At 54.0% G+C, this 15735-nt stretch carries 15 protein-coding genes; 8 read left to right on the top strand and 7 right to left on the bottom strand.

All coding sequences use genetic code 11. The annotated features are described in order from the left end of the window. The gene (locus HV229_RS06860; RefSeq protein WP_003037948.1) at window positions 1-462 is read left to right on the top strand and encodes a YjiG family protein; all 462 of its coding nucleotides are present in this window, start codon (window positions 1-3) and stop codon (window positions 460-462) included. Between the two features lie 11 nt (window positions 463-473). Next, window positions 474-1637 (top strand): beta-aspartyl-peptidase, encoded by a 1164-nt coding sequence (gene iadA / locus HV229_RS06865; RefSeq protein WP_181547137.1) that lies wholly within the window; start codon window positions 474-476, stop codon window positions 1635-1637. A gap of 115 nt (window positions 1638-1752) precedes the next feature. On the opposite strand, the gene bcp is transcribed toward iadA, so the two are convergent. After that, window positions 1753-2223 carry a thioredoxin-dependent thiol peroxidase gene (gene bcp, locus HV229_RS06870; protein ID WP_003835095.1) on the bottom strand — a complete coding sequence of 157 codons (471 nt, stop codon included), beginning with the start codon at window positions 2221-2223 and terminating at the stop codon, window positions 1753-1755. Beyond that, complete coding sequence (locus HV229_RS06875) at window positions 2223-2795, bottom strand: glycine cleavage system transcriptional repressor (RefSeq protein ID WP_003037954.1); 573 nt, start codon at window positions 2793-2795, stop codon at window positions 2223-2225. The genes bcp and HV229_RS06875 overlap by 1 nt, the downstream gene beginning before the upstream one ends. A 145-nt stretch (window positions 2796-2940) precedes the next feature. Between HV229_RS06875 and dapA the strand changes: the two genes are divergently transcribed. From dapA to ypfH, 6 genes are all read left to right on the top strand, one after another. After that, the gene (dapA, locus tag HV229_RS06880) at window positions 2941-3819 is read left to right on the top strand and encodes a 4-hydroxy-tetrahydrodipicolinate synthase (RefSeq protein ID WP_016153972.1); all 879 of its coding nucleotides are present in this window, start codon (window positions 2941-2943) and stop codon (window positions 3817-3819) included. Between the two features lie 16 nt (window positions 3820-3835). Next, complete coding sequence (gene bamC, locus HV229_RS06885) at window positions 3836-4870, top strand: outer membrane protein assembly factor BamC (protein ID WP_016153971.1); 1035 nt, start codon at window positions 3836-3838, stop codon at window positions 4868-4870. 110 nt (window positions 4871-4980) lie between these two features. Further along, the gene (gene purC, locus HV229_RS06890) at window positions 4981-5694 is read left to right on the top strand and encodes a phosphoribosylaminoimidazolesuccinocarboxamide synthase (RefSeq protein WP_003835086.1); all 714 of its coding nucleotides are present in this window, start codon (window positions 4981-4983) and stop codon (window positions 5692-5694) included. A gap of 128 nt (window positions 5695-5822) precedes the next feature. Further along, window positions 5823-6689 carry a neutral zinc metallopeptidase gene (locus HV229_RS06895; RefSeq protein ID WP_016153970.1) on the top strand — a complete coding sequence of 289 codons (867 nt, stop codon included), beginning with the start codon at window positions 5823-5825 and terminating at the stop codon, window positions 6687-6689. Window positions 6690-6704: 15 nt separating this feature from the next. Further along, window positions 6705-8720: a GNAT family N-acetyltransferase gene (locus tag HV229_RS06900; protein WP_181547139.1), complete on the top strand. Its 2016-nt coding sequence runs from the start codon at window positions 6705-6707 to the stop codon at window positions 8718-8720. Window positions 8721-8793: 73 nt separating this feature from the next. Continuing rightward, a complete protein-coding gene (gene ypfH / locus HV229_RS06905) occupies window positions 8794-9492 on the top strand; it encodes an esterase (protein WP_181547141.1) in 699 nt (232 codons plus the stop codon). A 48-nt stretch (window positions 9493-9540) separates the two neighbouring features. On the opposite strand, the gene HV229_RS06910 is transcribed toward ypfH, so the two are convergent. The 5 genes from HV229_RS06910 to acrD form a co-directional block, all read right to left on the bottom strand. Next, the gene (locus HV229_RS06910; RefSeq protein ID WP_003835080.1) at window positions 9541-9741 is read right to left on the bottom strand and encodes a YpfN family protein; all 201 of its coding nucleotides are present in this window, start codon (window positions 9739-9741) and stop codon (window positions 9541-9543) included. Between the two features lie 27 nt (window positions 9742-9768). Then, complete coding sequence (dapE, locus tag HV229_RS06915) at window positions 9769-10896, bottom strand: succinyl-diaminopimelate desuccinylase (protein WP_016153967.1); 1128 nt, start codon at window positions 10894-10896, stop codon at window positions 9769-9771. Between the two features lie 3 nt (window positions 10897-10899). Beyond that, window positions 10900-11256: an ArsC family reductase gene (locus HV229_RS06920; RefSeq protein ID WP_016153966.1), complete on the bottom strand. Its 357-nt coding sequence runs from the start codon at window positions 11254-11256 to the stop codon at window positions 10900-10902. Window positions 11257-11686: 430 nt separating this feature from the next. Further along, window positions 11687-12384, bottom strand: a protein-coding gene (locus HV229_RS06925; RefSeq protein ID WP_223335778.1) for an IS1 family transposase whose coding sequence is annotated in 2 segments (ribosomal slippage) — window positions 11687-12135 and window positions 12135-12384 — 699 coding nt in all. Because the reading frame shifts where the segments join, the coding sequence is not laid out codon by codon here. 172 nt (window positions 12385-12556) lie between these two features. After that, complete coding sequence (gene acrD, locus HV229_RS06935; protein WP_016153965.1) at window positions 12557-15670, bottom strand: multidrug efflux RND transporter permease AcrD; 3114 nt, start codon at window positions 15668-15670, stop codon at window positions 12557-12559. Window positions 15671-15735: the final 65 nt, after the last annotated feature.

Here is a 15735-nt window from a genome sequence, read left to right on the forward strand (position 1 = left end):
ATGACAACGCAAGTACGTAAAAACGTCATGGATATGTTTATCGATGGCGCACGGCGCGGATTCACTATTGCAACAACCAGCCTGTTGCCTAACGTGGTAATGGCGTTTGTGATTATTCAGGCGCTGAAGGTGACGGGACTGCTCGAGATTGTCGGGCGGGTATGTGAGCCGGTAATGGCGCTGTGGGGACTGCCGGGGGAATCTGCTACCGTACTGCTGGCGGCGGTGATGAGTATGGGAGGCGGCGTCGGTGTTTGCGCCAGCCTGGTTGTCGCCGGTACGCTTTCGGGACATGATGCTACGGTGCTGTTACCGGCTATCTACCTGATGGGCAATCCGGTGCAAAATGTGGGACGCTGTCTGGGTACCGCGGGGGTCCATCCCCGTTATTACCCGCTTATTATTGCGGTATGCGTAATTAATGCGCTGCTCTCTATTTGGGTTATGCAGGTTATTGCCTGACAAGGAAGGTTATGAACTGTTCCATTCTTAATTTGACGTTGTTCCAGCAGGGACACGTGTACGCGCCGGAAGATTTAGGACGCCAGGATATACTGGTGTCTGACAGCAAAATTGTTGCCATCGCGCCGTCGATTTCCCCTGACGATTTTCCTGGCTGCGAGTGTATCAATCTTAACGGTGCGATTGTGTGCCCAGGATTTATCGATCAACACGTCCATCTGATTGGCGGCGGCGGAGAAGCGGGGCCGCACACCCGCACGCCGGAAGTGCGCTTGTCGCGGCTGGTTGAAGCTGGCGTCACCTCGGTGGTGGGATTGCTGGGGACAGATGGTATTACCCGTCACCCTGAATCTCTGCTGGCGAAAACCCGCGCGCTGGAATTTGAAGGCATCAGCGCATGGATGCTGACCGGGGCGTATTCTCTGCCTTCCCCGACCATCACCGGCAGTATCGATCGCGATGTGGCGCTGATCGATAAAATCATTGGCGTGAAATGTGCTGTTTCGGACCATCGTTCTTCAGCCCCGGACACCTCGGTGCTGGCAAACATGGCGGCGCAGTCGCGCGTTGGCGGATTGTTAGGGCGCAAGCCGGGGATTAGCGTCTTCCATATGGGCGACAGCCCGCGCATGCTGGAGCCGTTGTACCAGATCCTCGACAGTTGCGATGTACCGATTACCAAGCTGCTGCCCACACACGTCAATCGTGCGGAACCGTTGTTTCAGTCGGCGCTGGAGTATGCCCGCAAAGGCGGTTATATCGACATTACCAGCAGCATTGATGAACCCGTCGACCCGGCCACGGCTATCGCCACGGCGCTACGCCAGAACGTGCCGCTGTCGCGTATTACCTTGAGTTCAGACGGCAACGGTAGCCAGCCGGAATTTGATGACTACGGTAATCTTACCGGCATCGGTGTCGCAGGGTTTGAATCACTGGCTGAAACAGTGCGCCAGTTGGTGAAGGTTCATGCCATACCGCTGGAACTGGCGCTGTGTCCGCTGACGCGAACGGTCGCAGAATTTTTGGGACTGGAGCATAAAGGGCGTCTGGCGGTGGGATGCGATGCCGACATTCTGGTGCTCAATGATGTGCTTGAAGTTCATCACCTGTGGGCGAAGGGAAAAGCCGTCGTCAGAGAGAAAAAAGCCTGTGTAAAAGGGACGTTTGAATAAACGACGTTGATGCCGGATGGCGGCGTAGACGCCTTATCCGGCTACGGAGTTATGCGGATGGCGGCCTGATAAGACGCGTGGCGTCACCATCAGGCGCTATCTGGCAAAATGTAAATCAGGCGTTCTCTTTCAGCCAGTTCATTACCACGTCGTGGTGGTTGCTGGTTTTGAAGTCATCAAACACATGCTCAATTTTCCCTTCAGCATCAATCAGGAAGCTGATGCGGTGGATGCCATCATAGGTTTTGCCCATAAATGACTTCTCACCCCAGACGCCGAACTGCTCGCAAACCTGGTGATCTTCGTCGGACAGGAGCGTGAAGTTAAGGACTTCTTTCTCCGCGAATCGGGAAAGCTTCTCTGGTTTATCGGTGCTGATTCCCAGCACTTCAACACCTGCTTTTTTTAACTCATCCATGTTATCGCGCAGGCCGCAGGCCTGAACGGTACAGCCGGGTGTCATGGCTTTCGGGTAAAAATAAACCAGAACACGCTGTCCCTGGAAGTCGGTTAAATTTACTTGTTCTCCGTCTTGATCCGGCAAGCTAAATTTCGGTGCGATATCACCGGCTTTCAGTGGGTTCATTACTTAACTCCATCCTGTTCATCATGCTGTGAGTAATTGACGACGTTAATACTGCCTTGCGCATTGAGTTCTGTACAGAGTGCTTTAAACGCATCTTCAATATTTGCCGAATCATGTGACGCAGGACTATGTGCGGTAATTTGAATAAACAGCTGTGCCGCCTTTCCGTTCTCAGCCGGTTGCGTGCGTGAAACCAGTTCCGCAATATTCATTTGGTGGCTGTCAAACAGGGCGGTAAAGCGTTCAATCAAATGCGGAGAATCAGGAACATCGACCTGCACCCATACCGTAGCGGGCATCGCCGGACGGGGGCGTGCGGTCGTGCGCTTCATCACAATCAGTAAATCCAGCTCTGCACCTTTCAACGGCAAGGTTGATTCAATTAGGGTAATGGCATTCCAGGTGCCCGACAGCAACATGATAAACGTGAACTCGTCACCCAGCATGGCCAGTCGGCTGTCTTCGATATTACAGCCGCAACTGCTGACATGACGTGTGATGGTGTTCACAATTCCCGGGCGGTCAGCACCCAGCGCAGTAATGACCAGATAGTGTTGCGATGACGATGTCAAACCTGTTCTTCCTTTGAGCGGTGAGGTAATCATAAGGAAAGCATAAAAAAAACATGCATACAACAATCAGAACGGCTCTGGTCGCTTGCTTTTATTGTCGTACCAAACGTACCATTGAGACACTTGTTTGCACAGAGGATGGCCCATGTTCACGGGAAGTATTGTCGCGCTTGTTACGCCGATGGATGAGAAAGGTAAAGTCTGCCGGTCGAGCCTGAAAAAACTGATTGATTATCATGTCGCCAGCGGCACCTCGGCGATCGTTTCGGTTGGCACCACCGGTGAGTCTGCCACCCTGAGTCATGATGAGCATGGCGATGTGGTGATGATGACCCTGGAGCTGGCCGACGGGCGTATTCCGGTGATTGCCGGAACCGGCGCTAATGCGACCGCGGAAGCCATTAGTCTGACGCAGCGTTTCAACGACAGTGGTGTTGTCGGCTGCCTGACGGTGACGCCTTACTACAACCGCCCAACCCAGGAAGGTTTGTTCCAGCATTTCAAAGCCATCGCTGAACATACTGACCTGCCGCAAATTCTGTATAATGTACCGTCCCGTACCGGCTGCGATATGTTGCCGGAAACCGTTGGTCGCCTGGCGAAAGTAAAAAATATTATCGCTATTAAAGAGGCCACGGGGAACTTAAGTCGCGTTCACCAGATCAAAGAGCTGGTTTCAGACGACTTTATTCTGCTCAGCGGTGATGACGCGACCGGACTGGATTTTATGCAGCTCGGTGGTCATGGCGTGATTTCCGTGACGTCTAACGTTGCGGCACGCGATATGGCCGAAATGTGCAAACTGGCGGCAGCCGGGAACTTTGCCGAGGCGCGGGTGATTAACCAGCGTCTGATGCCGTTACACAACAAACTATTTGTCGAACCCAATCCTATCCCAGTGAAATGGGCGTGTAAGGAGTTGGGACTTGTGGCGACCGATACGCTACGTCTGCCGATGACGCCAATCACGGATAATGCTCGTGAAATCGTCAAAGCGGCGCTTAAGCATGCCGGTTTGCTGTAAAGTTTAGGGAGATTTGATGGCTTACTCAGTACAAAAGTCGCGCCTGGCCAAGGTTGCGGGTGTTTCGCTTGTTATGTTGCTCGCGGCCTGTAGTTCTGACTCGCGTTATAAGCGCCAGGTGAGCGGTGATGAATCCTATCTGGAGGCCGCACCGCTTGCTGAGCTTCACGCTCCAGCTGGGATGATTCTGCCAGTTATGTCGGGTGACTATAATATCCCGGTCACCAACGGCAGCGGTGCCGTTGGTAAAGCGCTGGACATTCGCCCGCCGGCTCAGCCGTTAGCACTAGTCACCGGCGCTCGCACTCAGATCGCGGGTGATACGTCGACATTGCTGGTGGAAAATGGTCGTGGCAACACGCTGTGGCCACAGGTCGTTAGCGTCATTCAGTCTAAAAACTACACGATCACCAAACGTGATGATGCCAGCCAGACGTTGACCACCGACTGGGTTAACTGGAACCGTCTGGATGAAGACGAGCAGTACCGTGGACGTTATCAAATCTCGGTTAAACCGCAGGGCTATCAGCAAGCGGTAACGGTGAAACTGATTAACCTCGAGCAGGCGGGGAAACCCGTAGCTGATCCAGCATCAATGCAGCGTTACAGCGCTGAGATGATGAACGTTATCTCCGCAGGTCTGGATAAGAACGCCACTGATGCCGCGAATGCCGCGCAGAACCGCTCTGCCGCCACCATGGATGTTCAGAGTGCTGCCGATGACACCGGTTTACCGATGCTGGTGGTACGTGGACCGTTCAACGTGGTATGGCAGCGTCTGCCGGCAGCGCTTGAGAAAGTGGGGATGAAAGTGACCGACAGCACCCGTTCTCAGGGCAGCATCGCCGTGACCTACAAACCACTGTCTGATAGCAACTGGCAGGAGCTGGGCGCAAGCGATCCGGGTCTGGTATCCGGCGACTATAAACTGCAGGTCGGTGATTTAGACAACCGCAGTAGCTTGCAGTTTATCGATCCGAAGGGGCATACCCTGACGCAAAGCCAGAACGACGCGCTGGTCGCCGTCTTCCAGGCAGCGTTCAGTAAGTAAAAATAAAGGGCTGGATAACTCCAGCCTTTTTTTCTGATATGATACGCAAACGTGTGCGTCGGCAGAAAAACGCAATATTTATCGTTAATTCACACCCAGGAGTAATAAAGATGCAAAAGCAAGCTGAGTTGTATCGTGGTAAAGCGAAGACCGTATACAGCACGGAAAACCCGGACCTGTTGGTGCTCGAATTCCGCAATGATACGTCAGCAGGGGATGGCGCGCGCATTGAACAGTTTGATCGTAAAGGCATGGTGAACAACAAGTTCAACCATTTCATTATGACTAAACTGCAAGAAGCGGGCATTCCTACCCAGATGGAGCGACTGCTTTCCGATACTGAATGTCTGGTGAAAAAACTGGAGATGGTACCGGTTGAATGTGTGGTTCGTAACCGCGCAGCAGGTTCCCTGGTTAAGCGTTTAGGCGTTGAGGAAGGTATTGAACTGAATCCGCCGCTGTTTGATCTGTTCCTGAAAAACGATGCTATGCACGATCCAATGATTAACGATTCCTATTGCGAAACTTTTGGTTGGGTGAGCAAAGAGAATCTGGCGCGTATGAAAGAGCTGACCTACAAAGCCAACGACGTGCTGAAAAAGATGTTTGATGATGCCGGTCTGATTCTGGTCGACTTCAAACTTGAATTTGGTTTGTATAAAGGTGAAGTGGTCCTGGGCGATGAGTTCTCACCGGACGGCAGCCGTCTGTGGGACAAAGAAACGCTGGATAAAATGGACAAAGATCGCTTCCGCCAGAGCTTGGGCGGCCTGATCGAAGCCTATGAAGCCGTCGCGCATCGTCTGGGTGTGAAGTTAGACTAATCCTCCCCTGAGCCGGCGATCGCTCTCCGGCTCATCAATCCCGCCGATTTTGATTACTGTTTCTTATGGTAATCCTGTTCCGAACCGCCTACGATCATCATCATAATGAATAAAAAGTTGAGGTGATTATGCGCTGGCAAGGGCGTCGTGAAAGTGACAATGTGGAAGACAGACGAAATAGCTCCGGTGGCGGCCCTTCTATAGGCGGCCCTGGTTTTCGTTTGCCCAGTGGTAAAGGCGGCATCATCCTGCTGATTGTGGTGCTGGTGGCGGGATATTATGGCGTGGATCTCACCGGATTAATGACCGGCCAGCCAGTTTCCCAACAGCAATCATCACACTCCATCAGCCCAAATGATGATGAAGCAGCAAAATTTACCTCGGTGATTCTGGCCACCACGGAAGATACCTGGGGGCAGCAGTTTGAAAAAATGGGCCGGACCTACCAACAGCCGAAGCTGGTAATGTATCGCGGAGCGACGCGTACCGGCTGTGGCGCAGGTCAGTCGGTGATGGGGCCGTTTTACTGCCCGGCGGATGGTACGGTGTATATCGACCTCTCATTTTATGATGACATGAAAAACAAGCTGGGCGCCGATGGTGATTTTGCTCAGGGCTATGTTATCGCCCATGAAGTGGGTCACCACGTGCAGAAACTGCTGGGTATTGAACCGAAAGTTCGCCAGATGCAGCAGAATGCCTCACAGGCTGAAGTGAACCGTCTTTCCGTACGTATGGAACTGCAGGCGGACTGCTTTGCCGGCGTCTGGGGCAACAGTATGCAGCAGCAGGGCGTGCTGGAGTCCGGCGACCTGGCTGAAGCGCTGAACGCCGCTCAGGCTATTGGCGACGATCGCCTGCAGCAGCAGGGACAAGGACGCGTTGTGCCGGACAGCTTTACCCACGGCACTTCTGAGCAGCGGCTTAGCTGGTTCAAACGCGGTTTTGACAGCGGCGATCCGGGACAATGTAATACTTTTGGTAAAGGCATTTAAGCTACTGAGGCAGGGATGTCTGATAATACGGCGCTGAGCGCGTTAACCGAACAGATGGCCCACGAAGGGATCCGTCGTCTGCTGATTATCAGTGGCGAGGGGAACTGGTGTCAGGAGCGGGCTTTAGCGCTACGCGACACGTTACCCGGCGACTGGTTATGGGTGGGCGCCCCCGCCCCTGCTGAGCCAAACTGTACGCCACAGGCGCTGCAAACGTTATTAGGCCGCGAGTTTCGTCATGCGGTTTTTGACGCCGGGCAGGGATTTGACGCTGCGGCGTTTGCCGCCTTAAGCGGAACGCTGATCGCCGGGAGCTGGCTGGTTTTGCTGACTCCCCCCTGGCATACCTGGCATACGCATCCGGACGTGGATTCACTGCGCTGGAGCGACTGTGCTGAACCTATCCCAACGCCGCACTTTGTTGAACATGTCAAACGGGTGATTTCCCGTGACGGACAGGCGCTGCACTGGCAGCAGCATCACGCAGTTTCCAGCCCGCGTTTTGCTGTTCGTGCAGTCTGGCACGCGGCAACCGGTTACCCTCAGCCTGAACAGGCGATGATTTTAACCCAGTTGCTGGATATGCCTCCCGGCGTGGCTGCGGTCACAGCTGCACGTGGCCGGGGTAAATCGGCTCTGGCAGGGCAACTGATAGCACGTATCAACGGGACCGCGATTGTCACCGCGCCTGCTAAAGCGGCAACGGATGTGCTGGCGCAATTTGCCGCAGAGCGATACCGCTTTATGGCCCCGGATGCGCTGTTAAGCAGTTCTGCAACCGCAGACTGGCTGGTTGTGGATGAAGCCGCCGCGATCCCCGCGCCGCTGCTGCACCAACTGGTTGCGCGTTTCCCTCGTACGCTGTTAACCACCACCGTACAGGGCTATGAGGGAACTGGCAGAGGCTTTTTGTTGAAATTTTGCGCCCGCTTTCCCCATCTTCGACGCTATGAGTTGCAACAACCCGTGCGCTGGGCGCAGGGATGTCCGCTGGAGAAAATCGTCAGCGATGCGCTGGTGTTTGACGACGAAACCTTTGCGCATGCCCCCTTAGGGGAGCTTAGCTTCTCGGCATTTGAGCAACTCTCATGGCAGACAAACCCGGCGCTGCCGTTAGCGGTATATCAGCTGCTTTCCGGCGCGCATTATCGCACCTCGCCACTGGATCTGCGGCGAATGATGGACGCGCCGGGTCAGCATTTTCTTCAGGCTTCGGCTGCTGACTCGGTGGCGGGCGCCGTCTGGCTGGTCGACGAGGGGGGATTATCCGCAGAATTAAGCCAGGCCGTCTGGGCCGGATATCGCCGACCAAGAGGAAATCTGGTTGCGCAGTCACTGGCGGCGCACGGCGGAGACCCATTGGCGGCCACGCTCGTCGGGCGGCGGGTCAGTCGAATTGCGGTTCATCCCGCGCGTCAAAGGGAAGGTATTGGGCAACAGCTGATTCTGCAGGCCCGGCACTATTGCACGCAGTGCGACTATCTGTCCGTCAGCTTTGGTTATACGGCTGAATTATGGCGTTTCTGGCAGCGCTGCGGTTTTGTCCTGGTACGGATGGGTAATCATCGGGAAGCCAGCAGCGGCTGTTATACCGCTATGGCGGTGCTGCCCATCAGCGAAGCGGGAAAATGCCTTGCCCGGCGGGCGCACCTGCGCCTGCGACGGGATGCGGAGATTCTTGCTCAGTGGAACGCAGAGCGCATTCCGCTGGTACCACTGAAAGAGACTACGCTTAATGAGGATGACTGGGGTGAGCTGGCTGGGTTTGCCTTCGCGCATCGACCATTACTGACATCATTAGGTTGTCTGAGTCGTTTGCTTGAGCGCAGCGAGTTGCCTCTTCCAGCATTGCGCGGGCGGATACAGGCTCAACGCAGCGACGCTGAATTGTGCCAACAGCTGAAAATATCGGGGCGCAAAGCGCTGTTGGCAGTTCAGCGCGCCGAGGCGGCGCAGGCCTTAAAACAGCTGGATGCTGAGCGTGAACAACGGCTACATAATCGCATTATGCAATGGCAATTTTTTCACTAACTTCTTCAATTTCCTGGCATGGTCATTGCGGTTAAGCGGCGTAGAATGATTCTCATCAGTTAAGGAGATCGCCATGAAACATGACCATTTTGTTGTTCAAAGTCCCGATAAACCCGCTCAACAGCTCTTGTTGCTGTTTCATGGCGTCGGCGATAACCCGGTTGCCATGGGCGAAATTGGCTCCTGGTTTGCGCCGCTGTTTCCGGATGCGCTAATCGTCAGCATTGGCGGGGCAGAGCCTTATGGTACGACTTCCGGGCGTCAGTGGTTTTCTGTACAGGGGATAACGGAAGAGAACCGCCAGGCGCGTATTGACGCGATTATGCCGGTCTTTATCGAAACCGTTCGCTACTGGCAGAAGCAAAGCGGCGTTTCGCCTCAGGCGACCGCGTTGATTGGTTTTTCTCAGGGCTCGATTATGTCGCTTGAGAGTATTAAAGCCGAGCCTGGGCTGGCGTCGCGGGTCATCGCCTTTAATGGTCGCTATGCCACGTTGCCGGAGATTGCAACCACCGCGACGACAGTGCATTTGATTCACGGCGGTGAAGACCGGGTGATTGAGTTATCTCATGCCGTTGCCGCGCAGGAGGCGTTAATACGTGCCGGTGGGGATGTGACGCTGGATATCGTCGAAAATCTGGGGCACGCCATTGATGAACGCAGTATGCAGTTTGCGCTCGACCACCTGCGTTTTACCGTACCGAAGCACTACTTTGATGAAGCGCTGAGCGGCGGTAAGCCTCACGATGATGATGTGATTGAGATGATTTAACCCGCAGGCCGGATGGCGATGTGAAACCGCCATTCGGCCTACGTTGGCTTATTTCTTCGGTTGATCCTTGTTTGGCCAATCGTCGTCGTCATCCCATTTATCGTTAAAATCACGATGCGGGGGAAGCTCCGGCTTATTGGCAAGAAATTTCTTGTGGTCGACGCGCTTGAGATCTTTAATCACGTTCAGCAATACGCCTACCAGAAACACCAACACTAGAATCCACCAGTATTTTGCCAGCCAGTCCATGCTCATTTCCTCTTACAGGAACACTCATCAGGCGACGAGTTGCTCCATGATACGTTGATACATACGGGCAAGCAGCTGCAGGTCGGCGGCATTAACACATTCATTAATTTTATGAATGGTCGCGTTGACCGGCCCCAGTTCTACTACCTGTGCCCCCATGCGGGCAATAAAACGCCCGTCGGACGTCCCGCCTGTAGTCAGTAACTGCGGTTTAATCTCATTATAGTGCTCAATGGCGTTCACCACCGCATCCACCAGTTTACCGCGTGCGGTCAGGAACGGCTGACCGGAAAGCCACCAGTCGACGGTATAACGCAGCTGATGTTTCTCCAGCAGCTCCAGCACCCGGGACTTAATCATTTCATCGTTTAATTCGGTGCTGAAACGGAAGTTGAACTGGATAAACAGTTCGCCGGGAATAACATTGTTGCTGCCGGTTCCTGCCTGAATATTGGCAATCTGCATGCTGGTCGCCGGGAAGAATTCGTTGCCCTGATCCCACTCAATCGCCACCAGTTCATTGAGCATTGGCGCTGCGCGGTGTACCGGGTTATCGGCCAGATGCGGGTAGGCTACGTGGCCCTGCACGCCGTGAATGGTCAGATTGCAGGTCAGTGAACCACGACGCCCATTTTTCACCACGTCGCCAACGATTTCCGTGCTGGACGGCTCGCCAACCAGACAATAATCCAGTCGTTCATTGCGCGCCATAAGTGCTTCAACCACTTTTACGGTGCCGTTTTGGGCGCTGGCCTCTTCGTCAGAGGTTATCAAAAACGCCAGACGACCCTGATGGTTCGGATGCTGGGCGACAAAACGTTCTGCGGCCACGACCATTGCCGCCAGTGAGCCTTTCATATCGGCTGCGCCACGCCCGAACAACATGCCATCGCGAATGGTCGGTTCGAACGGTGGATTAATCCAACGATCGACATCGCCGACAGGCACTACGTCAGTGTGACCGGCAAATGCCAGAGTCTCACCTTTGCCGCGCCATGCCCAAAAATTCTGTGTGTCACCAAAATCCATACGCTCAACGGTAAAACCTACCGCGCGCAGGCGTTCAATCATTAACGCCTGGCACCCGGCATCATCCGGGCTCAGGGAAGGACGGCGAATAAGCTGCTGTGTCAGCTCAATAACCGGGCACGACATAGACTATACCTCATTAAAAAACTGCGTATAACTGGATTCACTAAAGCCAAGCAGCATAGGCTTACCCGGCGCGCAGAGCAATGGGCGTTTGATAATTGCAGGCATTTCAATCATCAATGCAGCAGCAGAGGACGCATCGGTGATTTGGTTACGTGTGGCTTCATCCAGTTTGCGCCAGGTGGTTCCACGTGTATTGAGCAGCGCCTCCCAACCTAATTCGCTGATAAAGGCGTGTAATAACGCGTTGTCCAGGCCGTCGACGCGATAATCATGGAAGCGGTAGTCGACCCCATTGTCTTCCAGCCAGCGTCTGGCTTTTTTAATCGTATCGCAATTCTTAATGCCGTAGAGGGTGATCATTTGAATCCTTATTGACGTAATTTGAATATTTATTCTCGTGTCCTATAAACATGAATAATACATATTGTCATCGAACCGTTATAGAAAAATATAACATTGTTGTTGAATGGTGAATAATGATTCCTGAAAGTTCCAAAATTCACGGGAAACTGAAAATCAGAATTTGCCTGTTTGCATCAGCCTGTTTTTCCATCAGAATTGCCAAAGTCGTAGATGATGTATGAATATTTCAAAATATTGCAGTAAGTCACATAAAATTTATGGGGTTAGCGCATAGTGATTACATATACCCCCGAACACTGGAGGATGTAATCGCAACCATTGGTTAAATGATCTTCTTTTTATGATGATGATTTCGTAGAATGCCCATAATAATAAGAGAGGTTGTTATGATTGAACGTGAACTGGGGAACTGGGTAATGACTCCAACTTAATGATAGTGTTTTATGTTCAGATAATGCCCGATGACCTTGTCATGCAGCTCCACCGATTTTGAGAACGACAGTGACTTCCGTCCCAGCCTTGCCAGATGTTGTCTCAGATTCAGGTTATGTCGCTCAATGCGCTGAGTGTAACGCTTGCTGATAACGTGCAGCTTTCCCTTCAGGCGGGATTCATACAGCGGCCAGCCATCCGTCATCCATACCACGACCTCAAAGGCCGACAGCAGGCTCAGAAGACGCTCCAGTGTGGCCAGAGTGCGTTCACCGAATACGTGCGCCACAACCGTCTTCCGGAGCCTGTCATACGCGTAAAACAGCCAGCGCTGGCGCGATTTAGCCCCGACGTATCCCCACTGTTCGTCCATTTCCGCGCAGACGATGACGTCACTGCCCGGCTGTATGCGCGAGGTTACCGACTGCGGCCTGAGTTTTTTAAATGGCGGAAAATCGTGTTGAGGCCAACGCCCATAATGCGGGCGGTTGCCCGGCATCCAACGCCATTCATGGCCATATCAATGATTTTCTGGTGCGTACCGGGTTGAGAAGCGGTGTAAGTGAACTGCAGTTGCCATGTTTTACGGCAGTGAGAGCAGAGATAGCGCTGATGTCCGGCGGTGCTTTTGCCGTTACGCACCACCCCGTCAGTAGCTGAACAGGAGGGACAGCTGATAGAAACAGAAGCCACTGGAGCACCTCAAAAACACCATCATACACTAAATCAGTAAGTTGGCAGCATCACCGGGAACTGGAAAGACTTTATCGAAGTGATGCTTCGTAAATAATTTTCTGGAAGAAATTCATATCCTGCAAAGGATAATAAAAGGCGACTCAACGTAAGTCGCCTTTTTTGTGTCCGATTATTCTGGGCGTGGCTTCAACGGGAAGCGTCTGCGTACCAGCACAAAGAACAGAGGAACGAAGTAAATCGCCAGGACAGTGGCTGAAATCATCCCGCCCATTACGCCAGTCCCCACCGCATGCTGACCGCCGGAACCTGCGCCACTGCTGATGGTCATCGGCAACACCCCAAAGATAAACGCCAGTGACGTCATCAGAATTGGGCGTAAGCGTTGGCGACAGGCATGCAGCGTGGCGTCGAGCAAGTCGTGACCTTTCTCGTTCATCTCATTGGCGAATTCAACAATCAATATTGCGTTCTTCGCCGAAAGCCCGATCACGGTGAGTAACCCGACCTGAAAGTACACGTCGTTTTCCAGGCCGCGCATCCAGGTAGCGAGCAGCGCGCCAATGACCCCCAGCGGTACAACCAGCATGACGGAGAAGGGAACCGACCAGCTTTCGTACAACGCCGCCAGACACAGGAACACCACCAGCAAAGAAATGGCGTACAGGGCTGGCGCCTGAGAGCCCGACAGCCGTTCCTGGTAAGACATCGCGGTCCATTCGAGTCCGAATCCGGTCGGCAACTGGTGGACCAGCGATTCCATTATGTCCATCGCCGTACCGGTACTGACGCCGGGAGCGGCTTCGCCAACAATCTCGACGGCGGAGTAGCCGTTATAGCGTTCCAGACGCGGTGAACCCGTTTCCCAGCGCGACGTGGCAAAGGCCGAGAAAGGCACCATGCCGCCGCTATTATTGCGGACGTACCACAGATTGATGTCGTCCGGGAGCATGCGATATTTTGCTGCCGCCTGTACGTAAACCTTCTTCACGCGACCCCGGTCCATAAAGTCATTGACGTAGCTGGAGCCCCAGGCCGTTTGCAAGGTGTCGTTGATGTCATCAATGGAAACGCCCAGCGCCTGGGCTTTGCGCTGATCGATATCAATTTGCAACTGCGGGCTGTCGTCCAGACCATTATGACGAACGCGGGTCAGAGACGCGTCTTTCCCGGCCAGCTCAATCAGCTTGTCGCGCGCGGCCATTAACGCATCATGGCCCGCACCGGCGTGATCTTGCAGCTCCATATCGAAACCGGCAGAGCTCCCGAGACCGCTAATCGCCGGAGGACTGCTGGCGAAGACGCGGGCTTCCTTAATCTTATTAAAGGCTTTAGTCGCGCGCTCGATGATGGCGAAAGAGGTTCCGGTGGTGGTGTCGCGATCATCCCAGTCTTTTAAGCGGACAAACATCCGCGCCACGTTTTGACCGTTCCCGCCAGGGCCGGAACCGACCGTGGAAAAGACCGACGTAATGTTGTCTTTCTCATGGGTGAAGTAATACTTCTCCACTTCCTCAACTACTTTCAATGTTTGCTGCTGGGTCGAGCCGCTGGGCAACTGTATCGAGGTGGTAAACATGCCGCGGTCTTCGAGCGGCAGGAAGGAGGTTGGCAGGCGCAGGAACAGGAAAACCATACCGCCGAGCAGCAGGCCGTAAATCAGTATCCAGCGCAGGCTGCGGTGCAGGATCCTGGCGACGCCTTTTTCGTAGCGTTCGGCGTTGCGGTTAAACATCCGGTTAAACCAGCCAAAGAAACCGGTTTGCCCGTGATGCTCGCCTTTATGTAGCGGTTTGAGCAGAGTGGCGCACAGGGCAGGGGTGAGGATCATCGCCACCAGAACTGAAAGAACCATTGCGGAGACGATGGTAATCGAGAACTGGCGGTAGATAGCCCCGGTAGTGCCGCCGAAGAAGGCCATCGGGATAAACACCGCCGACAGCACCATGGCGATACCGACCAGCGCGCCCTGGATTTGCCCCATCGATTTCCGCGTCGCTTCCCGCGGCGAGAGGCCTTCCTCACTCATAATTCGCTCGACGTTTTCCACCACCACAATGGCATCATCGACCAGCAGGCCGATCGCCAGCACCATCGCAAACATCGTCAGGGTGTTAACGCTGTAGCCAAAGGCGTAGAGCACGGAAAAAGTACCCATCAGGACGACGGGAACGGCGATTGTAGGAATCAGCGTGGCGCGGAAGTTTTGCAGGAACAGGTACATCACAAGGAATACCAGCGCGATCGCTTCCAGCAGCGTTTTCACCACGTCGATAATTGAGGCTTTGACAAAGGAGGTAGTTTCATACGCCACCTTGTATTCCAGCCCGTGCGGAAAATACTGTGAGAGCTCGTTCAGGCGGTCGATAACCAGCTCCGCCGTTGCCATTTCATTGGCACCGGAGGCCAGTTTTACCCCCAGACCGGAAGCCGGGTGGCCGTTGAAGCGGCTGAGATAGTCGTACTTTTCCGCACCCATTTCGACCGTCGCCACATCACCCAGTTTAACTTCTGAGCCGTCCTGGTTGACGCGTAGCGTAATCGCGCGGAATTCATCCGGAGTCTGCAGCAGCGACTGGGCGTTGATCGTCGCATTCAGCGCTTGTTTGTCCACCGAAGGCGTGCCGCCAAGTTGCCCGACGGCAATCTGCGCATTCTGTGACTCGATAGCATCGGTCACATCTTTGGCGGTCATCTGGAAGCTGTTAAGTTTGACCGGGTCGAGCCAGATACGCATGGAATATTGTGAACCGTAAGCGTCAATATCGCCCACGCCGTTTATACGACTGAGCGGATCCTGGATATTACTGGCGACGTAGTCGGCGATGTCCTGCTTATCCATTGAGCCATCGGTTGAGACGAAGGCGATGGTCAGAATATTGGTGTCACCGGTCTTGCGCACCGTGACCCCTTGATTCTGTACCGCCTGCGGCAGCTTACGCATTGCCGATTGCAGCTGGTTTTGCACCTGCTGGACGGCTTCATCAGGATCGGTTCCCGCGAGGAAGCTCAGCGTAACCGACGCCTGGCCTGTCCCGCTGCTCTGCGACGACATGTACATCAGATTATCGAGACCAGTCATGTTCTGCTCGATAACCTGGGTGACGGTATTTTCCAGGGTTTGTGCGGACGCGCCAGGGTAGTTCGCGGTTACCCGCACGTTTGGCGGTGCCAGATCGGGGTATTGCTCAACGGGCAGCGAAAAAATAGCCAGGGCTCCTGTCAGGCACAACAGGATTGCTAACACCCAGGCAAAAATGGGGCGATCGATGAAAAAATTCGCCATTAAAAGGGGACCTCGTGTTTCTGCGTATCGTTATGGGTGTGAATTGCTTCACTTTAGCGGCAAGG

The organism is Citrobacter sp. RHBSTW-00524 (assembly GCF_013747755.1).
Classification (GTDB): Bacteria; Pseudomonadota; Gammaproteobacteria; order Enterobacterales; family Enterobacteriaceae; genus Citrobacter; species Citrobacter braakii.